Annotated in this window: 17 protein-coding genes; 4 read left to right on the top strand and 13 right to left on the bottom strand. The window is 34.1% G+C overall.

Annotated features, from left to right (window positions below; genetic code table 11):
- The first annotated feature begins 13 nt into the window (after positions 1 to 13).
- Entirely contained in the window at positions 14 to 475 is a 462-nt protein-coding gene (locus FDM27_RS09445; protein ID WP_071183972.1) for a thioredoxin family protein, read from the top strand.
- 9 nt (positions 476 to 484) lie between these two features.
- Here the strand turns inward: FDM27_RS09445 and FDM27_RS09440 are convergent, their stop codons facing one another.
- From FDM27_RS09440 to surE, 4 genes are all read right to left on the bottom strand, one after another.
- Positions 485 to 2,509, bottom strand: a complete 2,025-nt coding sequence (locus FDM27_RS09440) for a ComEC/Rec2 family competence protein (RefSeq protein ID WP_140486065.1) — start codon at positions 2,507 to 2,509, stop codon at positions 485 to 487.
- 38 nt (positions 2,510 to 2,547) lie between these two features.
- Positions 2,548 to 3,042: a C40 family peptidase gene (locus tag FDM27_RS09435; protein WP_071183970.1), complete on the bottom strand. Its 495-nt coding sequence runs from the start codon at positions 3,040 to 3,042 to the stop codon at positions 2,548 to 2,550.
- Positions 3,035 to 4,150: a lipid-A-disaccharide synthase gene (lpxB, locus tag FDM27_RS09430; RefSeq protein ID WP_071186121.1), complete on the bottom strand. Its 1,116-nt coding sequence runs from the start codon at positions 4,148 to 4,150 to the stop codon at positions 3,035 to 3,037. Before lpxB ends, FDM27_RS09435 begins: the two co-directional genes overlap by 8 nt.
- Before the next feature lie 79 nt (positions 4,151 to 4,229).
- Positions 4,230 to 5,009: a 5'/3'-nucleotidase SurE gene (gene surE / locus FDM27_RS09425; protein WP_140486064.1), complete on the bottom strand. Its 780-nt coding sequence runs from the start codon at positions 5,007 to 5,009 to the stop codon at positions 4,230 to 4,232.
- Positions 5,010 to 5,205: 196 nt separating this feature from the next.
- Between surE and FDM27_RS09420 the strand changes: the two genes are divergently transcribed.
- Positions 5,206 to 7,479, top strand: coding sequence for a carboxy terminal-processing peptidase (locus FDM27_RS09420; RefSeq protein WP_140486063.1), 2,274 nt, complete (start codon positions 5,206 to 5,208; stop codon positions 7,477 to 7,479).
- Positions 7,480 to 7,554: 75 nt separating this feature from the next.
- Complete coding sequence (locus tag FDM27_RS09415) at positions 7,555 to 8,337, top strand: DNA/RNA non-specific endonuclease (protein ID WP_140486062.1); 783 nt, start codon at positions 7,555 to 7,557, stop codon at positions 8,335 to 8,337.
- A gap of 11 nt (positions 8,338 to 8,348) precedes the next feature.
- On the opposite strand, the gene rodA is transcribed toward FDM27_RS09415, so the two are convergent.
- From rodA to purH, 6 genes are all read right to left on the bottom strand, one after another.
- Positions 8,349 to 9,584, bottom strand: a complete 1,236-nt coding sequence (gene rodA, locus FDM27_RS09410; RefSeq protein WP_140486061.1) for a rod shape-determining protein RodA — start codon at positions 9,582 to 9,584, stop codon at positions 8,349 to 8,351.
- 15 nt (positions 9,585 to 9,599) lie between these two features.
- Positions 9,600 to 11,537, bottom strand: a complete 1,938-nt coding sequence (gene mrdA, locus FDM27_RS09405; RefSeq protein ID WP_071183965.1) for a penicillin-binding protein 2 — start codon at positions 11,535 to 11,537, stop codon at positions 9,600 to 9,602.
- Positions 11,534 to 12,040, bottom strand: coding sequence for a rod shape-determining protein MreD (locus FDM27_RS09400; RefSeq protein ID WP_071183964.1), 507 nt, complete (start codon positions 12,038 to 12,040; stop codon positions 11,534 to 11,536). Before FDM27_RS09400 ends, mrdA begins: the two co-directional genes overlap by 4 nt.
- Positions 12,033 to 12,860, bottom strand: coding sequence for a rod shape-determining protein MreC (gene mreC, locus FDM27_RS09395; protein ID WP_140486060.1), 828 nt, complete (start codon positions 12,858 to 12,860; stop codon positions 12,033 to 12,035). The genes FDM27_RS09400 and mreC overlap by 8 nt, the downstream gene beginning before the upstream one ends.
- Before the next feature lie 92 nt (positions 12,861 to 12,952).
- Positions 12,953 to 13,981: a rod shape-determining protein gene (locus FDM27_RS09390; RefSeq protein WP_071183962.1), complete on the bottom strand. Its 1,029-nt coding sequence runs from the start codon at positions 13,979 to 13,981 to the stop codon at positions 12,953 to 12,955.
- Between the two features lie 54 nt (positions 13,982 to 14,035).
- Entirely contained in the window at positions 14,036 to 15,562 is a 1,527-nt protein-coding gene (gene purH / locus FDM27_RS09385; protein WP_140486059.1) for a bifunctional phosphoribosylaminoimidazolecarboxamide formyltransferase/IMP cyclohydrolase, read from the bottom strand.
- A 195-nt stretch (positions 15,563 to 15,757) separates the two neighbouring features.
- Between purH and FDM27_RS09380 the strand changes: the two genes are divergently transcribed.
- Positions 15,758 to 17,008: an ABC transporter permease gene (locus FDM27_RS09380; RefSeq protein WP_140486058.1), complete on the top strand. Its 1,251-nt coding sequence runs from the start codon at positions 15,758 to 15,760 to the stop codon at positions 17,006 to 17,008.
- 127 nt (positions 17,009 to 17,135) lie between these two features.
- Here the strand turns inward: FDM27_RS09380 and FDM27_RS09375 are convergent, their stop codons facing one another.
- From FDM27_RS09375 to fbaA, 3 genes are all read right to left on the bottom strand, one after another.
- Positions 17,136 to 17,726: a hypothetical protein gene (locus FDM27_RS09375; RefSeq protein ID WP_071183959.1), complete on the bottom strand. Its 591-nt coding sequence runs from the start codon at positions 17,724 to 17,726 to the stop codon at positions 17,136 to 17,138.
- A gap of 84 nt (positions 17,727 to 17,810) precedes the next feature.
- Positions 17,811 to 18,665: an acetyl-CoA carboxylase, carboxyltransferase subunit beta gene (gene accD / locus FDM27_RS09370; protein ID WP_071183958.1), complete on the bottom strand. Its 855-nt coding sequence runs from the start codon at positions 18,663 to 18,665 to the stop codon at positions 17,811 to 17,813.
- A gap of 77 nt (positions 18,666 to 18,742) precedes the next feature.
- A complete protein-coding gene (fbaA, locus tag FDM27_RS09365) occupies positions 18,743 to 19,810 on the bottom strand; it encodes a class II fructose-bisphosphate aldolase (RefSeq protein ID WP_071183957.1) in 1,068 nt (355 codons plus the stop codon).
- Positions 19,811 to 19,876: the final 66 nt, after the last annotated feature.

The raw sequence follows: 19,876 nt of genomic DNA, 5'->3' as shown, positions 1-19,876 counted from the left end.
ATAAAAAATAAAAATGAGAAAAATATATTTAATTGCCATTTTCTGTTTAGGTCTGGTTTCAATGCAAGCTCAGGAGCTTAAATGGCATACTGATGTTAAAGAAGCTATGGCAATTGGAATTAAAGAAAAAAAACCTTTGTTGTTGTTTTTTACAGGAAGCGACTGGTGCGGTTGGTGTATTCGTTTGCAAAAAGAAGTACTGAAAACCGCGGAGTTTACTAAATGGGCAAAAGAAAAAGTAATATTAGTAGAATTAGATTATCCTAGATCTGTACCACAAACACAAGAGCTCAAACAGCAAAACTACGGATTACAAAATGCTTTCGGAGTACAAGGATATCCAACGGTTTGGTTTGCTACACCTCAGTTTAAAGATGGGAAACCAAGTTTTGGTGGTTTAGGAAAAACAGGTTATGTAGCTGGTGGTCCGGTGGCCTGGCTGGAAGTAGCTAACGGAATTTTGAATCAGAAATAAAAATACAACTTAGTTTAATTGGAAGAATCCCTTTTCGGCAGTAGCGTGAAAAGGGATTTTTTGTTTTTCACAACTCGCTTCCCATTGTTTTAAAAAGCTTTTGTAATTTGAGCCATCGGCAATAACTATTTTAGGTTTTAAGGATAAAAGCATTCGGTCTAAGTTAATTTTAGGGGATTGAGTAAGTAATACAATATCCGGTTTTATGTTTTTTGGAAAAATACCCATGCTGTCCAAAAGCAAGATTTTATTTCCCTTAAAATAAGTCAGGTGACTTAGTGTTTTTTGTTTTTTTATCTGGCTAAAATTACCAAGAAAGTAAGAGTGTAGCATTTTGTTTTTTGCGGAAGCGCTATCATTCGAATATAGATGAACGTCATTTCCTTGACGTTGTACAATTAGTGTTTTCTTTTTTTGATTAAAAACAATCCATTCTTCCTGATTTTGAATCTTCCATTGATTGAATAAATAGGCTGATTGCAAGCCGATAATTGCACATAAAACAAATATAAGTTTGTTAAAATTCGGTTTTTTTAGCCAAATGATTATTGCTAAAATGAAAAGATAAGAAGTTGTAAGTAATACAAAGTTAAAGGGAATGTCTTTGATGATGAATTGTTCGAAAGAAGCAATAGTATTGATGATTTTGTTGAGTAAAATAATACTCCATTCCAAAGGTTTTGTCAGCCAAAATGCGGTAAGTCCTATTGCAGCAAAAGACATGACAACAACTCCCCAAAACATAATGATACTAACCAATGGAATCACTGCCAAATTAGTAATAAAAAACAATCCGGGGAATTGATGGAAATAATACAAACTTAATGGTAAAGTGCCTATTTGTGCCGCAAATGAAACCGTGATAATATCCCAGCTGTATTTTAATATTCTGTTTTTGGGTTGCCAAATTTTGGATAGAATGGGCTGAAACCAAACTATGAAAAACACAGCCAAATAACTGAGTTGAAAACCAACATCAAATAAAAAATAAGCCTGAAAAAGCAATATTAGCAACATGGATACTAACAAAGTGTGATAGATATTCACGTTTCTTCGAAGGTGTAATCCAATGGCAACAAAGGAAAACATAACAACCGAACGTATAATGGAAGGGGACAAACCGGCAATTAACGCAAAGAGAAATAAGCTTAGTAAAGTTGTTGTTAATTTTATAAAAGACCCTTTTCGGGTATTAGGAATTGGGCTTAACAGGAATTTGATTAACAGAAAAATAAACCCCACATGTAAACCCGAAACCGATAAAATATGTACCGCTCCTGCATATTGATAATCCTGAATAATTTCGGGAGCAATGTCTTGCCTTTGACCTAAAATCAATGCAGAAGCGACGGCTAAAGCAGTTTTGTCAAAATGCGATTCTTCTAAATTATGGCTAATTCGGGAATTGAGTCGAGCAACATAAAACCAAATGTCTTTTTTGACTTCAGTACTCACTTTGATATTGGCCGGAATCGCATAGAGTTGGGCATAAATTTGTTTGTTATTGAGATAGTTGCCGTAGTCAAATTGATTAGGGTTGTCGGGCTTTTTGTTTTGCTGTAAATGCCCTTTGATATTGAGTATTGTCCCAATTTCAAATGTGTTAGATATATTTTTTGGAATGTTTAATAAAATTCTTCCGCTGTAATTTTTATTGTCGATTTTTTGAACTAATGCAATGTAACGTTGGTTGTATTTTGTATTTTTTAATTTTTCTCTCAGAATTAGTGTAATGCTATGCTCTTTTTCAAAAACAGTGTTGTGATTACTGTAGTTGTTCTCCCGGAAAGAATCCGTTTGTACAATCAAACTGCTCATTCCGATTAAAAGGGAAATAAAGTAGCTAAGGATAGAGAAATAATTCTTTGTGCTTTGGTTGGTTTTTGTTTGATAAAACAAAACAGATAGCAAGAGTAGGAATACAACAAGAAGTCCGAAAATCCATTTCGGATTTAGAGGAAAATAGAATGCAATCAGAATTCCCAGCAGGAAAGCTAGTGTGATTTTTGCCAAAGGAAATTCGAATACTTTCATTATTCTAAAGTACGAATTTTCTATTGTATTGTGTTTTTTTATGGCAAAATTCTATTCAGTTGGGCAAAAGTTTTGTCGTAGTAAGATTCTTTGGTTGAGGAAATTATAACACCTCTGGAAGTAGAGGAATGAATAAATTCCAGTTCGTCGTCTTTGGCATTGGTTACAATACCCACATGGTTGATTTGGTTTCGATTATTGGTTTTAAAAAAGATTAAATCCCCTTTTTGTGCTTTCGAAATATTTTTTCCTAAATCAATTCCCACTTTAGATTGCTCGGCTGAACTTCGAGGCAGTTTGATATCGTATTGATTAAAGGTCGAAAAAACCAATCCCGAACAATCAAAACCGGATTTTGTTGTTCCGGCATATTTATAAGGCACACCCAAATTTTCGGATGCTGTATTGATTATTTTTTGAGCCAGATTAGCAGATGATTTACTGGTTGTTCCTGATGTCGATTTACAAGAAGTAAAAAAAATTGCAATCAGGATTAGAAAAAAGTACGGTTTTAAAAGAGTTGTTTCACGCATTCAAATCGGCAATAATTAATTGAGCTGTTTTTTTACTGGCACCATTTCCGCCCAGTTTTTGTTCTAAAGCATCGTATTGAGCTAACAAATTCTTGCGGTATTCCGGATCCAGTATTTTAGTTAACTCTTTTTTGATGTTTTTAGTATTGCAATCGTCCTGAATTAATTCGGTTACCACTTCTTTATCCATAATTAAATTAACTAATGAGATGTATTTTAAAGTAATAATGCGTTTTGCAATTTGGTACGAAATGGAATTCCCTTTGTAGCAAACTACTTCCGGGACTTTAAAAAGTGCCGTTTCTAAGGTGGCAGTTCCCGAAGTGACTAAGGCAGCGTGAGCAATTTTTAATAAATCATAGGTTTTGTTAGAAATGAATTTAATGTTTTTATTGCTGATAAAAGTCTCGTAAAAAGCAAATTCCTGACTCGGTGCTCCAGCAATTACAAACTGATAATCCGGAAAATCATCCACCACGCTAAGCATTACCGAAAGCATTTTGGTAATTTCCTGTTTTCTGCTTCCCGGAAGTAAGGCAATAATAGGTTTTTCATCTAAATTATTTTCGGTTTTAAAATCGGCTGCATCAATTGGTTTTTGATTTTGAATAGCATCAATCAATGGATGTCCCACAAATTCTACCGGAAAATGATGTTTGTCTTCGTAAAAGTTTTTCTCGAAAGGCAATATCACATACATTTTATCGACATCTCTTTTGATAGCTTTGATTCGGCTTTCTTTCCAGGCCCAAATTTGTGGCGAAATGTAATAATGTGTTTTAATTCCAATTTCCTTAGCCCATTTGGCAATGCGCATATTAAAACCGGGATAATCTATAAAAATAATCACATCAGGTTGAAACTGACTAATATCCTCTTTGCAGATTTTGATATTGTTTAAAATGGTTTTCAAATTAAAAAGTACTTCTACAAAACCCATGAAAGCCAAATCGCGGTAATGTTTGACCAAAGTTCCACCTACAGCCTGCATTAAATCGCCTCCCCAAAAACGAATTTCAGCATTAGAATCTTGCTCCAAAAGTGATTTCATCAAATTAGAACCATGTAAATCACCTGATGCCTCTCCGGCTATAATGTAGTATTTCATTGTATGCAGTTTCTTTTTAAAACGGAAATCAAAATTAACTATTCCATCCTGAGGAATCAAATAAAGCTGTTCTTTTAAATTATTCGTTCCAATTCCAGGTATTGAGTTGCTGTGTGGCGTGATAAGCAGTCAAATCAAATTGCACAGGAACGATAGAAATATATCCGTTATTTAATGCCCATTCGTCTGTATCTTCGCCTTGATCCTGGTTTACAAATTCGCCCGATAACCAGTAATAATCGCGACCTTGAGGCGTTTTTCTTTTATGAAATTTTTCCATCCAAAGTGCTTTTGCCTGACGGCAAATTTTAATTCCTCTGATTTCTTCTTGCTTTAATTTTGGAAAATTAACATTTAAAACCACGTCCTGTGGTAATTTCTTTTTTAAAGTTTCGGCGGTTATTTTTCGAATAAAAGGTTTGATAGCTTCAAAATCAGCATTCCAGTCAAAGTCTAAAAGTGAAAATCCAATGGCAGGAATTCCCTCGATTCCGGCTTCAATAGCCGCACTCATCGTTCCGGAATATATCACGTTTATCGAAGAATTCGAACCGTGATTCACACCCGAAACGCATAAGTCAGGTTTTCTTTTCAGAACTTCATTAGTGGCAATTTTAACACAGTCGGCAGGAGTTCCTGAGCAACTGTAAATGCTAATAGCATCATTTTCGGTTGAAATTTTATTGAGATATAAAGTTTCATTAGTGGTGATGGCGTGTCCCATTCCGCTTTGTGGTTTGTCCGGAGCTACCACTACAATTTCTCCAATTTCGGACATCACTTCAATTAAGGCTTTGATTCCGGGAGCCGAAACACCATCGTCATTAGTAACTAGAATTAAGGGTTTGTTGTTGTTCATTGGAAGTTGATTAGCTGATTTTTTTGGACTTTAAAAAAGAATAAAATACTACTTTTTTCAACAAAGTAAACAAATTTTATTTAGTTGCATGATTATTGTTATTAAGAAAAAAACAATTTTATATCTTTAACAAAAAATTATGGAAGCCTTATCATTGTTGGCTTGGTTTTTCCTGTAACTTAGTTTAAAAAATTAGATGAATACTATTATTAGTCTTATGAAGAGAAATTATAAAATACTTCTTGTCGTTGCTTTTTTATCAGTAACATTGTTTGCTTTTAAAATAAATTCGGCTTCTGAAACCAATCCTGATAAAGATAAATTACTTTTAGAATTACTGACTTTTGTTATTGAGAAAGGACATTATAGTCCATCGGCTATAGATGATACTTTTTCTAAAGGAGTTTATAAAGATTATATTCAGGCATTAGATCCATCAAAAAGGTTCTTTTTACAATCAGATATTGAAGAGTTTTCTAAGTACGAATTAGAACTTGACGATGAATTGATGAATAAAGATTTAACTTTTTTTACATTAACTTACGATCGTTTGATGCAAAGAATGAAGGAAAGTCAGGGGTTTTACAAGGAAATCTTGAAGAATCCTTTCGATTATACGATAGATGAGAGTTTCAATACGGATTACGAGAAAGCACCTTATGCTAAAACGGATGCTGAATTAAAAGAACGTTGGAGAAAACAGTTAAAGTTAACTACGCTTTCGTCATTGACCGATCGTTTAAAAATGCAGGAAAACAAAGGAAAGCTTTCTAAAGAAGAAGCGGCTATTCTTTCTAACCCTTTGGAAAATCCGGAGGATGTTGTTCAGGAAGTAAAAAAAGAAGTTTTGCCAGCTGATAGTAAACCAAAATCTTTTGAAGAATTGGAAAAAGAAACCAGAGAAAGTACTTCAAAATCTTTGGATGAATATTTTGGATTTATGAAAGATTTAGACCGTAACGATTGGTTTTCGGTTTATATTAATTCTATTACCGCTCGTTTTGATCCGCATACTAATTATTTTGCTCCGGAAGAAAAAGAACGTTTTGATGTTAGTATCAGTGGAACATTAGAAGGTATTGGTGCGCGTTTGCAAAAGAAAAATGAATACACTGAAATTTCTGAATTGATTTCGGGAGGACCAGCCTGGAGAGGAAAACAATTAGAAGCAGGTGATATTGTGATGAAAGTTGCGCAAGGCGAAGGTCAGCCGGTAGATGTGGTAGGGATGCGTCTGGATGATGTGGTGAAGAAAATTAAAGGGCCAAAAGGTACCGAAGTACGTTTGACTATCAAAAAAGTAGATGGAACTATTAAGGTAATTTCGATTATTAGAGATATTGTTGAAATCGAAGAAACCTATGCTAAATCAAGTATCGTTAACAAAAACGGATTGAAATATGGGGTGATTTATTTGCCTAAATTCTATATCAATTTCGAAAATAAAGACGGAAGAGATGCAGGAAAAGATATTGCTCAGGAAGTAGCTCGATTAAAAGAAGCTAAGGTTGATGGTATTGTTTTAGATGTTCGTGATGATGGTGGTGGTTCTTTATCTACCGTTGTGGATATTGCCGGATTATTTATTGAGCAAGGACCAATTGTTCAAATAAAATCGGCTGGTAGAAAGAAAGAAGTTTTGTATGATAAAGACAAAAAAATAGAGTGGGATGGACCATTGGTAATTATGGTGAATAGCTTCTCGGCTTCAGCTTCTGAGATTTTAGCAGCCGCTATTCAGGATTACAAACGTGGCGTTATTATAGGCAGTAAGCAAACTTACGGAAAAGGAACGGTTCAAAATGTGATTGATTTGAATCAGTTTGTGCGCAGTAATGAGTTAGGTGATTTAGGTGCGCTTAAAACCACTACTCAAAAATTTTACAGAATCAATGGAGGTTCTACACAATTAGAAGGTGTAAGTAGCGATATTGTAATGCCGGATCGTTATTCTTATTTAAAAATGGGTGAGCGCGATGTTGAAAATGCTATGCCTTGGGATAAAATTGATGCCGCTGATTATACTGTTTGGAATAACAACAGTAATTTTGCTAAAGCTATTTTGCACAGTAAAGAACGTATTGCAGCTAATCCACAATTTAAGTTAATTGAGGAAAATGCAAAATGGATTGATACTCGTAGTGACGAAAATGAATACAGTCTGAATATTGATAAATTCAGAAAAGCGCAAACGGCTATCGAGGAAAAGGCGAAGAAATTCAAGCCTATTTCTGATTATAAAAACAATTTAAAATTTACTTCTTTGCCTTATGAAACGGAACAAATGGGTAAAGACAATATTTTAAAAGAAAAGAGAGATCGTTGGCATGAAAGTTTGGCTAAAGATATTTATGTAGAAGAAGCATTAAATGTTTTAGATGATTTGCAAACGAAAGTGAATTTGAAAAAATCTATAGCCCCTGCTACTACTAATACTATGAAGAAGCAAAAATTAGCTAAAACGTATTAATTTAGTAATATTAAAAAAGAATTTGCTCTGGAAATTAGTTTGATTTTCAGAGCTTTTTTATTTAAAATAAGCGGTATGAATTTTAGGTTTTTTTACGGAATCATTTTGTTTGCTGGTGTATTTTGGACTTCTCAGCAATATGGTATTCAACAAAAGACAGCATTGTCTAAATCCGGCGATTTGAATTTCTATTTGCCAAAATCAACAACTTCACAAATTGTAAAGCATCAATATTATACATTATCGTATAGTGAAAAAGCAGAACAAGCTGAATGGGTTGCTTATGAATTAAAGAAAAATCAGATTAAGAAAAGCGATTTTAAACGCCCTTTTTTTATTGAAGATCCTAAGGTGAAAACACAATCAGCTGATTGGAGAAATTATAAAAAATCAGGTTATGATAAAGGGCATTTGTGTCCTGCTGCCGATATGGAATTTGATATAATTGCCTATAATGATACTTTTTTTACATCCAATATTAGTCCTCAAAATCATGCTTTTAATTCAGGAATTTGGAACCGGTTAGAACAGAAAGTACGTTTTTGGGCTGTAAAGAATGATGGTCTTTTTGTTATTACCGGAGGAGTTTTGAAAGGGAATTTAAAAGCAATAGGTAAAGAAAAGGTATTTGTTCCTAATTATTTTTACAAGATTTTGTTGTGTAATTCAAAAGGGAAATATAAGGTGCTTGCTTTTTTAGTTCCCAATGAAAAAAGCAGTCAATCAATATACAATTATGTGGTTTCTATTGACAAACTGGAATCAGTTACAGGTATAGATTTCTTTCCTAAACTGGATGATGAGTTAGAAAATAATTTGGAAAAAAATGTTGATTTGAATCTATGGCTTGCCAAATAGATTTGTTTAGCCTACCATTCATTAACCTTATTAGCATCCATTTTAAGGAAGATAAAAAGTAAAATAGTAAATCCCCATAAACCGGAACCTCCATAAGAAAAGAAAGGCAGCGGAACTCCAATAGTTGGAAAAATCCCAATCACCATGGCGATATTTACAAAAAAGTGGATAAATAAAATCCCTGCGCAGCAGTAACCATAGACTCTGCTGAATTTAGTTTTTTGTCTTTCGGCAAGATAAATGATTCTTAAAAATAAGGTCGCAAATAAGCCAATTACTACCAATGAACCAATAAACCCCCATTCTTCACCTACTGTAGTAAAGATGTAATCAGTGTGTTGTTCGGGTACAAAACCACCTTTGGTTTGTGTTCCTTCGAGAAAACCTTTTCCAAACAAACCGCCTGATCCAATGGCAATTTCGGATTGGTTGGTATTGTATCCAATTCCTTTTAAATCGACTGTTTTTCCAAGTAAGATATTAAAACGGTCTCTGTGGTGTTGTTTAAAAACATTTTCGAAAACATAATTTACTGAGAATACAAAACCCGAAATAAGTACAAAAACAATACTACTTGCCACAATGTTTCTATCGGCTAATCGTGATTTCCAATAAACGATTAGTATGGTTATTAAAGCCATTAAGATGACATATTGTGGCTCGAAAATTAAGGTGAAAACAAATAAAACGATAGCTATGAAGCCTGTCCAGATATACCATGCCGGTAAGCCCTCACGATACAAGACAATTAAGAAAATACTATAGATAAGTGCACTTCCCGGGTCAGGTTGAGGTAAAATAAGCAATACAGGGAAAAATACAATAGCTAAAGCTTGTACTTGTCGGTTAATGTCTTTTAAATTAATTTGGGAATCACTAAGATATTTGGCTAAAGCCAATGAAGTTGCGGCTTTTGCAAATTCAGAGGGTTGTAGTGTAAAACTTCCTATGGCATACCAACAGCGTTGTCCAGCAATGGTTTTTCCAAAGACAAATAATCCCATTAAAGATAATAATGAAATCCCAAAAATGATAGTTGCATATTTTTCGTAGAATTTACCATCTACGGCAAGAATCATAAAAATCAAAGGAATGGTTAAAGAGATAAAAATTAATTGTTTTTGGTAGGTATCTTCAATAGACGACAGCGATGAAGAATAGATATTTAGCCATCCTAAAATTACTAATGCACTATAGATAATAACGCATATCCAGTCAATATTTTTCTTAACACTTTGATTTTTCATCAGTAAATGAATGGCTTAATTAATTTTTTTGGTTGTATCAGTTGCCGTGTTTGTTTTTGCTTCCTTGTATTTTTGGATTGTATCTTTAGGGGTACTTTCAATAGCATTGGCTTCTTTCATTCCTCCTAAAATGGCATATCGGTCTCTCAAACTTCTTTCCAGAATTCTTTTTTCTAAATCAGTTCGGGTGATTTTTTTTCTCAAATATTTTTCAATCATCAAACTCGCGATTGGCCCTGCAATAGTGGCTCCGTACCCTCCGTTTTCAACCATAACCGCAATGGCAATTTTTGGATTGTCTTTTGGAGCAAAGGCCACAAATATAGAGTGGTCTTCAAGTTTGACTCTTTTACCGTCTATTTTTGCAAAATTTTCTGCGGTTCCTGTTTTTCCGCAAATATCAATTCCGTCTACTCTAAGTCCTCTGGCTGTTCCTAAGTTATAAACATCGAATAATCCATTTATTATAGGGGTGTAATATTCTTTGTTAATAGTGGTTTCGTGCTTAACCTTGAATTTAGGATCAATATTTTCGCCCTTAATTTTCTTAATGATATGAGGGGTGTAGTAATAACCCTGGTTTGCAACGGTTGCCATCATATTGGCCAGTTGAATAGGAGTCATTAATACTTCACCTTGTCCAATCGCATTAGAAACGATAGCGGTGCTTCTCCAGCCTCCGTTAGGATAAATACGTTTGTAGGTTTTAGAAGAAGGAATGTTTCCTCTTCTTCCAGTTGGTAAGTCATAGCCCATGAATTGTCCTAGTCCAAAACTTTTAACGTGATTACTCCAAACGTCAACGGCGTAAGAAGGTTTTACATATTTGTTAATAGTTTTCATATAGGCTGTTCCAAAATAAGCATTACAGGATTCGTAGATTCCGCGATGCAGTTGTAATGCGCCTCCATGACAGTGACATCTCATAAAACGTCCTCTGGCATAACTAAAACCATGTCGGCAAAAAACCGTAAATTGTTCGTCAATAACTCCTTCCTGAAGTGCCACGAGTCCCGTTAAAATTTTAAATGGCGATCCGGGTGGGTATTCGGCCAATAGACCTCTGTCGTATAATGGTTTTGCAATAGAATCATGATACAAAAGGGTATAGTTTTTAGAACGTTGGCGACCCACTAGAATTGAAGGGTCGTAAGAAGGAGCTGTAACCAATGCTAATATTTCACCAGTTTTAGGTTCTATAGCTACAATTCCACCTCTTTTATTAACCATCAGTTGTTCCCCATAACGTTGGATTTCGGCGTCAATGGTCAGGTTGATGTCTTCTCCTTGTACAGCTATGGTATCGTATTTTCCGTTTTTATAAGAGCCAATTAGGCGATTGTATTTGTCTTTTTGAAAATATTTAACTCCTTTTATTCCTCTTAGAATTTCTTCGTAGTATTCTTCAACTCCCTGTTTTCCTATTAAGTCACCACTTTTATAGTATGGATTTTTTTTGATGACTTGGTCATTTACCTGAACTATAGAACCAAATATATTGGCTCCAAAATCAACTTCATAGTCTCGAAGTGATCGCTTTTGAACATAAAAACCTTCAAATTTTCTAATTTTTTCCTGAAAAGCGGCATATTCACTTTTGTTTAATTGAGGTAGGAAAACAGAAGGCAATCTAGGACTGTAAACTTTAGCCTTTTCTATTTTTTTGATGAAATCTTCTTTGGTAATATCTAAGAGTTGGCAGAATTCCAAAGTATCAATATTTTTAATTTCCCTTGGAATTACCATGATATCATAAGAAGCCTGATTGGCAACTAAAAGTTTCCCGTTTCGGTCGTAAATATAGCCTCGTTCAGGATATTCGTATTGTATTTTAATAGCGTTGTTTTCTGATTTTAATTTGAAAGTATCATTGATTACCTGCAAATAAAAAATCCGAATTAGTAGCAAAGATGCTGCGACAATAATGATAGAAGGCAGCAGAAGTTTTCTCATCGTTTGTTAGGCTTAATAAGATATATTATTATAATACAACTAATGATTGTAAATATGGTACTGAGCAGGGATCGAATTAAAATATCTAAAATAAAACTGACCTGAAAGGCTTCTAATATAAATAGCGTTAAATGGTGTAGTACCACGGCTAAAAGTATGAATGAAAATCGTTCCGGAGTTAAGGATTCGTTTAATTTTATGGTTTGGTATTCGTAACTAACCCCAAATGCAAATTTAAATAAATAAGGTCTGTAATAAGCCAAAATTAAGCAAGCAGCTGTATGAATTCCACCTGAATTTGAAAATAAATCCATAATGATTCCAAGTGCAAAACTACTAAGTATTAAAGCTGATCTGTTAGCGTTTACAGGATATAATATAATGAATAGGATATAAGGTAGTGGCATTATAAAACCTAAAAACGTCATATTGTTGAATATGAGAATTTGAAGGGCTAATAATAAAATAAACCTTAAAATATTGACTAACAAACTGCTATTCATCTTTTTTGTTTCCTTTTTCTAAATTAGTAACTTCCTCTTTATCTCTGCTTTTGATGATATACACATGACCTAAATTGGTCATGTCATTAAATAATTTTATGTTTAAAACGTAATAATTAGTTTCTTCCTGTATATAAACTTTGTCAATTGTTCCAATGTTGATGTTTTCTGGGAAAATTACCGATTGTCCTCCGGTAACAATAGTGTCTCCTTTTCTAACTGAGGCTAATCTTGGAACGTCAATTAATTGTACAAAACCAGTGTTTTTTCCATCCCAGGTTAATGAACCAAAATGATTGGATTTTTTGATTTTAGCATTAATCTGCGATTTTGTATTTAAAATACTCACTACAGTAGCATATCTGGGTGAAGTTCTGTCAACGATACCTACAATTCCTAAGCTGTTAATAACCCCCATATCGGCTTTTACACCGTCGTTTGCTCCTGAATTTAAGGTCAGGAAGTTTTCGTGAGAGTTGTAAGTATTATGAATTACTTTTGAAACTATAATATCATTTGGCCCTACATTTTTAAGGTTTTCGGGTTTTTTTATAGTTGTGGTGTCTTTAGTATTGAAAAGGATGCTTTTAAGTCTGGCGTTTTCAAGTGCCAGTGCCTCATTTTCGGTTTTCAGATTTAAGTATTCGGTAATGTTGTTGATTTCTTCATAAACACCTCCTGTGAAAAAATTAGCCGAACTAATAATTCTGCTTTTATGGTAAGAATGAGACTGTATCGTAAGTAAAAACGAAATGCTTAATAACAGCAAAAACAGTATTCTAGTACTGTTTTTGAATATAAAATTAAATATTTGCTGCATTCTCTAGTTTGATTATTAATTTCAGGATATGCGAATAATGTATTTCAATTTGTAAAGTGCTATAACTTATAGACTACAGCACTTTAGCACTTTTATTTTATTAAAATACTTTTGAATTTTCCAATATTTTTCAAGGCCATTCCTGTTCCTCTAACTACGGCTCTTAATGGGTCTTCAGCAATGTAAACCGGTAAATCTGTTTTTTGAGAAATACGTTTGTCTAATCCTCTAAGCATAGAACCTCCACCTGCAAGGTAAATTCCTGTGTTGTAGATGTCGGCAGCTAATTCAGGGGGAGTTTGAGACAGGGTTTCCATTACGGCATCTTCAATTCGTTGGATTGATTTGTCTAAAGCTTTGGCAATTTCTCTATAAGAAACATCTACTTGTTTAGGCTTTCCGGTTAGCAAATCTCTACCTTGAACAGACATGTCTTCGGGAGGAGTTTCTAAATCTTCGATAGAAGCACCAATTTGTATTTTTATTTTTTCAGCTGTACTTTCTCCAACAAATAAGTTGTGTTGGGTACGCATATAATAAACAATATCATTTGTGAAAACGTCACCGGCAATTTTAACCGATTTGTCGCATACAATTCCACCTAGAGCAATTACAGCAATTTCAGTTGTACCACCTCCAATATCCACAATCATGTTTCCCTTTGGTTGCATAATGTCAATACCGATACCGATTGCTGCTGCCATTGGTTCGTGAATTAAATAAACTTCTTTTCCGTTTACACGCTCACAAGACTCTTTTACGGCTCTCATTTCTACTTCAGTAATTCCGGATGGAATACAAACCACCATTCTTAAAGCCGGAGTAAACATTCTTTTTTTCAATGCAGGTATGCTTTTGATAAACATACTAATCATCTTTTCAGAAGCATCAAAATCAGCGATTACACCGTCCTTCAAAGGTCTTATCGTTTTAATGTTTTCATGTGTTTTACCTTGCATTAAGTTGGCTTCTTTACCAACTGCAATGATTTTGCCGGAAATTCTATCACGGGCAACAATTGACGGGCTATCAATAACTACCTTGTCATTGTGAATGATTAGTGTGTTTGCGGTACCAAGGTCTATCGCAATATCCTCGGTCATGAAATCAAAAAATCCCATAAGTTTTTTAAGGGTTTATAAGTTAAAAATTAGGAGCGTACAAAGTTAGTCAAATTAATGTTTGAAATGACGTGTCCCGGTAAATACCATTGCCAAATTATTTTCGTTGCAATAGTCAATGCTTAATTGGTCTTTAATCGATCCTCCTGGTTGGATAACGGCTGTAATTCCGGCTTCTTTTGCAAGAGCTACACAGTCAGGGAAAGGGAAGAAAGCATCGCTTGCCATGGAAGCCCCTGTTAAATCAAATCCAAAGTGTTTTGCTTTTTCAACAGCTTGTTGTAATGCATCTACTCTTGAAGTCTGACCTGTTCCTGATGAGATTAAAGTTCCGTTTTTAGCAAAAACAATTGTGTTTGATTTGGTGTTTTTACAAATTTTAGAAGCAAAAATTAAATCTTCAATTTCTTGCTCCGTTGGACTTGTAATGGTAACGGTAGTTAAATCTTTTTTATTGTCTGTGATGTTGTTTCTGTCTTGAATTAACAATCCGTTAAGACAAGTACGAACTTGTTTTTGTGGTAATTCAACATCATTTTGAACTAAAATAATTCTGTTTTTCTTTTCCTGTAAAATAGTTACAGCCTCAGCATCATAAGCTGGAGCAATTACTACTTCACAGAATAATTGGTTGATTTCTATAGCTGTTGCTACATCAATTGTAGTATTCGAAATTAAAACACCTCCAAAAGCTGATGTAGGATCGCAAGCTAAAGCAGCTAAGTAAGCTTCGCTAATGGTTTTTCTTGAAGCTAATCCGCAAGCATTGTTGTGTTTTAAGATAGCAAATGTAGGGCCGTCAGTTTTGAATTCGTTAATTAAATTCACTGCAGCATCAACATCTAATAAATTGTTGTATGATAATTCTTTTCCGTGTAATTTTTTGAACATTGCGTCAAAATCTCCAAAGAAGAATCCTTTTTGGTGTGGATTTTCTCCGTAGCGCAATACCTGGCCATTAGCAATACTTGCTTTGTAGATAGTTTCGTCAGTATTGAAGTAGCTAAAAATAGCTCCGTCGTAATGAGAAGATACATGGAATGCTTTAGTAGCCAATAATTTTCTGTCTTCAAGAGTTGTTGCTCCGTTTTGTTTAGTAATCATATCTAAGAACAAAGCATATTCGTTCATAGATGGAACGATAACGGTATCTTTGAAGTTTTTAGCAGCGGCACGAATCAAAGAAATTCCGCCAATGTCAATTTTTTCAATAATATCTTGTTCGCTAGCTCCAGAAGCTACCGTTTTTTCGAATGGATATAAATCTACAATTACTAAGTCAATCTGAGGGATATTGAATTCCTTCATTTGTTGAACATCACTCTCATTGTCTTGACGGTTCAAAATTCCTCCAAAAATTTTTGGATGTAGCGTTTTTACACGTCCACCTAAAATTTCAGGAAAAGCAGTAATGTCTTCAACAGCAACTACAGGAATGCCTAAATTTTTTATAAAGTCTTCAGTTCCTCCTGTTGAATAAAGAGTAACATTTTGACTGTGTAATAATTTAACAATAGGCTCAAGACCTTCTTTCGAAAAAACCGAAATTAATGCAGACTGAATTGTTTTAGATGTGCTCATGTATAGTTTTAATTATAAAGTGCAAAAATAGTTTTTTAATGTGAAAATTAAGCTATCTTAAAATGAGATAATTTGTATTTAATTGTGCTTTTTTAAGAAGATGGCGAAATAGCTGGATTTTATTGTGTTAAAAGAAATTTATATTAGGATTTTGAATATTATTTACAGAATTTTACCTTATTAAAAATAGATTTTATGTTGTTATATCTTCGATTATTGAAAGAAAGTTTTGCTTTTGCGTTAAATGCACTGCGAAATAATAAGTTAAGAACACTTCTTTCTTTGCTTGGAGTAACTATTGGAATTTTTTCCATCATAGCTGTTTTGGCCGCTGTAGATTCTTTGGATAGAAAAATTAGCAATGATTTAAGTGGTTTGGATAAGAATACGATTTACCTGATGAAATTTTCTTTTGGACCTACAGATATTCCAAATTGGAAGAGGGAGCAATTTCCGAATGTAAAATACGATGAATATATTTATTTGAAAGGAGCAATGAACAATACCGCTGAATTGGGATACCAGATCTTTACTAAAGGGGAGACTATAAAATACGATTCTAAGCTGGTGAGCGACGTAAATATTGTTCCGGTTTCTCATGAATTTATAGATATTCAGGGACTTGAGTTTCAGGATGGTCGATTTTATACTGAATCGGAGGCTAATTCGGGAGCTAAGGTTATTGTTTTAGGAAACGAAATTGCAACTTCTTTGTTTGAAGATGCTAATCCTATTGGGAAAGATGTACGGCTTTATGGTCAGCGTTTTACAGTAATTGGGGTTTTGAAGAAAAAAGGAGCAGGACTTTTTGGAGATAGTAATGATTCGGCGGTGTTTATTCCGGTTAATTTTGTTCGACAAAAATTTGGAGATAATAATACTTCGCTAACTAATGTTATCATTTTCAAACCGGTAGATGGGGTAGATATGGAGGAATATAAGGCGGAAATATCGCAAAAACTACGTGCTTATCGCGGAATTAAAGCCGGCGAAATTGACAATTTTTTCATCAATGTTTTTTCCGGGTTTACTGATTTTATTGATGGGATTATTGGTAGTATGAAATTAGGAGGCTGGGTGATAAGCGGTTTTTCACTTTTGGTAGGTGGTTTCGGGATTGCCAATATTATGTTTGTTTCGGTAAAAGAGCGTACCCATTTAATAGGGATTCAGAAATCATTAGGAGCTAAAAATCGATTTATCCTGTTTCAGTTTTTGTTTGAAGCCATAATTTTATCGGTTATCGGTGGTTTGATAGGTTTGTTAATGGTTTGGGGAATCGCCTTTGGTTTGACTAAAGCTTTGGATTTCGAATTTGTATTAGGATTGGATAATATTCTTTTAGGTGCTGGTTTAGCGGGGATTATTGGATTGATTTCCGGGATTTTACCAGCTATTTCAGCTTCAAGGCTAGATCCTGTGGAGGCCATTAGGACGGGGATGTGATTTTAGATTGTAGAATGCAGATTTTAGATTTTAGATTTTTCCGCATAGTCATTGCGAGGAACGAAGCAATCTCATGATTTAATTTCGTCCTATTTCGAGAGATTTGTATGTTGGTATGGGGTGTTTTTTATTTATAAAATTTGATTTTAGTTTTATCCCATTTGATGCTATCTGAAAAATAATATTCATTGTTTTTCTTGTATTTTAGAACAGTATCTTCTTCTTGTGTCGTTCTCCTTATTTTAAAAGCGTCTATTTTACTTGATAGGGAATTGTTTAAAAATGTTAATATTTTATTGAAATTCATATTGTTAATAGTGTCTTTTTCAGATGCGATAATAATTTGTCTTTGACGTTCCGCCTTGTTGGAAATGTTTAGTTTAATAAAGTCTACGCAGCTATTATTAGGTATTTTGATGATTTCAATGGGTTTGAGATTAATAAAGTCAGGAATTGTGTCTGTTTCTGATTCGATGCAATGCCACGGGATAGCTTCTTTTTGATAAAAATAGAAATCGCCATTTTTATCTATAATTATTTGATTATGAAAATAAAATTCAGGTAAGGGTGGAGGTATATTTTGTTTTTGTAAATGAGTCAAAAACTTTTTGTCTTTTTCAGAAATTATATAAAGTATGTTTACTTCTTTATTCTCTTTCTTTTTATTGCAATTCCAAAAAAGCAAACAAATCATAAAGCCTATAATTATTCTTTTCATATTCGAAGATTTGAATTAAAGATAAAAAAAATCCCATCCCGATAGCAATCGGGATGGGATTTTGTATTTATAGCAATTCGAAAATTATCTAATTTCGTTGTTTTGAATCAAATCAATATACAAGTTAATCTTGTCTTTTAATTCTTTTCTTGGCGTGATAAAGTCAAGGAAACCGTGTTCTAAAAGGAATTCAGCAGTTTGGAAACCTTCCGGTAAATCTTTACCTGTGGTATCTTTAACAACACGAGGTCCGGCAAATCCAATTAAGGCACCAGGTTCAGCAATGTTAATGTCTCCTAACATAGCGTAAGAAGCCGTTGTTCCTCCTGTAGTTGGATCAGTACACAAAGAAATGTAAGGTAATTTTGCTTCAGAAAGCTGAGCCAATTTTACCGATGTTTTAGCCAATTGCATTAATGAATAAGCAGCTTCCATCATTCTGGCTCCTCCTGATTTTGATATCATCACAAAAGGTAATTTGTGTTTGATAGCATAATCAATTCCTCTGGCAATTTTTTCACCTACTACAGCTCCCATAGATCCTCCGATAAAGGCAAAATCCATACAACAGATTACTACATCTTTCCCTTTGGATTTACCAACTCCGGTACGCACAGCGTCTTTCAGTTTGGTTTTTTCCATTACATCTTTCAAACGATCTGCATATTTCTTTGTATCCACAAAGTTCAAAGGATCTTTAGAAGTAATGTTTGGGTCTAATTCAGTAAACTCATTGTTGTCGAATAAGATTTCGAAATAAGTAGCACTACTTATTCTTACGTGAAAACCATCTTCAGGGCTTACAAATAAGTTACGTTCCAGTTCTTCGGCATCAATAATCTTTCCTGTTGGAGATTTGTACCAAAGTCCCTTTGGAACGTCCATTTTCTGTTCGGTAGGAGTTGTAATTCCTTTTTCGTGTCTTTTAAACCAAGCCATAATTTTTTAATTTTGGTTTGAAGCTAGGAGTTGGAAGCTGGAAGATTACTCCCAACTTCTAACTTCTAACTTCCAACTTATAGTGTGTTAACGTTGTTCAAGTCAGCAAAAGCCTGCTCTAGTCTTGCGTTGAAAGTTACTTCTCCTTCACGCAACCATTTTCTTGGGTCGTAATATTTTTTGTTTGGAGCATCAGCACCTGTTGGGTTACCGATTTGAGTTTTTAAGTAATCAATATTGTTTACCATAAAATCACGAATTCCTTCAGTGAAAGCAAATTGTAAATCAGTATCAATGTTCATTTTGATAACTCCGTAGCTAATTCCTTCTCTGATTTCTTCAAGAGTAGAACCTGATCCACCGTGGAAAACAAAATCAACCGGGTTATGTCCTGTGTTGAATTTTGACTGAACGAAATCCTGAGAATTTTTTAAGATTTTTGGAGTTAATTTTACGTTTCCTGGTTTGTAAACACCGTGAACGTTTCCAAAAGCAGCAGCGATAGTGAATTTTGGACTTACTTTAGATAATTCTTCGTAAGCATAAGCTACTTCTTCCGGTTGAGTGTATAATTTTGAACTGTCAACATCAGAGTTGTCAACACCATCTTCTTCACCACCTGTAATTCCAAGTTCGATTTCTAATGTCATCCCGATTTTGCTCATTCTTTCTAAGTAAGTTTTGCAAATTTCGATGTTTTCTTCGATTGGCTCTTCAGATAAATCAATCATGTGCGAACTGAATAATGATTTTCCAGTTGCAGCAAAATGTTCTTCTGAAGCGTCTAATAAACCGTCAATCCAAGGTAATAATTTTTTTGCGCAGTGGTCAGTATGTAAAATTACAGTTGCTCCGTAAGCTTCTGCTAATGTGTGGATGCTTTTTGCTCCGGCAATTGCTCCGGCGATAGCTGCTTTTTCTCCCGCATTAGAAAGTCCTTTTCCCGCATTAAATTGTGCTCCTCCGTTTGAGAATTGGATGATAACTGGTGCGTTTAATTTTGCAGCAGTTTCAAGTACACCATTAATTGTGTTAGATCCTGTAACGTTTACAGCAGGAAGTGCAAATCCTTTTTCTTTGGCATAATTAAATATTTCTTGTACTTGGTCACCAGTTGCTACACCAGGCTTAATGTTGTGTCCCATTTTGTTTTTTGTTTTTAGTTAGATTTTTTGTTTTTAGATTAAGACCGCAAAAATAAGAATTTATTA

Source organism: Flavobacterium sp. GSA192 (assembly GCF_006386525.1).
GTDB lineage: Bacteria > Bacteroidota > Bacteroidia > Flavobacteriales > Flavobacteriaceae > Flavobacterium > Flavobacterium commune.
This window is presented reverse-complemented; position numbering and strand designations above follow the sequence as displayed.

What these genes read in the sequence shown, in the direction of transcription:
- FDM27_RS09445 (WP_071183972.1), top strand. Translation starts at nt 14, where the DNA reads ATGAGAAAAATATATTTAATTGCCATTTTCTGTTTAGGTCTGGTTTCA.
- FDM27_RS09440 (WP_140486065.1), bottom strand. Translation starts at nt 2,509, where the DNA reads ATGAAAGTATTCGAATTTCCTTTGGCAAAAATCACACTAGCTTTCCTG.
- FDM27_RS09435 (WP_071183970.1), bottom strand. Translation starts at nt 3,042, where the DNA reads ATGCGTGAAACAACTCTTTTAAAACCGTACTTTTTTCTAATCCTGATT.
- lpxB (WP_071186121.1), bottom strand. Translation starts at nt 4,150, where the DNA reads ATGAAATACTACATTATAGCCGGAGAGGCATCAGGTGATTTACATGGT.
- surE (WP_140486064.1), bottom strand. Translation starts at nt 5,009, where the DNA reads ATGAACAACAACAAACCCTTAATTCTAGTTACTAATGACGATGGTGTT.
- FDM27_RS09420 (WP_140486063.1), top strand. Translation starts at nt 5,206, where the DNA reads ATGAATACTATTATTAGTCTTATGAAGAGAAATTATAAAATACTTCTT.
- FDM27_RS09415 (WP_140486062.1), top strand. Translation starts at nt 7,555, where the DNA reads ATGAATTTTAGGTTTTTTTACGGAATCATTTTGTTTGCTGGTGTATTT.
- rodA (WP_140486061.1), bottom strand. Translation starts at nt 9,584, where the DNA reads ATGAAAAATCAAAGTGTTAAGAAAAATATTGACTGGATATGCGTTATT.
- mrdA (WP_071183965.1), bottom strand. Translation starts at nt 11,537, where the DNA reads ATGAGAAAACTTCTGCTGCCTTCTATCATTATTGTCGCAGCATCTTTG.
- FDM27_RS09400 (WP_071183964.1), bottom strand. Translation starts at nt 12,040, where the DNA reads ATGAATAGCAGTTTGTTAGTCAATATTTTAAGGTTTATTTTATTATTA.
- mreC (WP_140486060.1), bottom strand. Translation starts at nt 12,860, where the DNA reads ATGCAGCAAATATTTAATTTTATATTCAAAAACAGTACTAGAATACTG.
- FDM27_RS09390 (WP_071183962.1), bottom strand. Translation starts at nt 13,981, where the DNA reads ATGGGATTTTTTGATTTCATGACCGAGGATATTGCGATAGACCTTGGT.
- purH (WP_140486059.1), bottom strand. Translation starts at nt 15,562, where the DNA reads ATGAGCACATCTAAAACAATTCAGTCTGCATTAATTTCGGTTTTTTCG.
- FDM27_RS09380 (WP_140486058.1), top strand. Translation starts at nt 15,758, where the DNA reads ATGTTGTTATATCTTCGATTATTGAAAGAAAGTTTTGCTTTTGCGTTA.
- FDM27_RS09375 (WP_071183959.1), bottom strand. Translation starts at nt 17,726, where the DNA reads ATGAAAAGAATAATTATAGGCTTTATGATTTGTTTGCTTTTTTGGAAT.
- accD (WP_071183958.1), bottom strand. Translation starts at nt 18,665, where the DNA reads ATGGCTTGGTTTAAAAGACACGAAAAAGGAATTACAACTCCTACCGAA.
- fbaA (WP_071183957.1), bottom strand. Translation starts at nt 19,810, where the DNA reads ATGGGACACAACATTAAGCCTGGTGTAGCAACTGGTGACCAAGTACAA.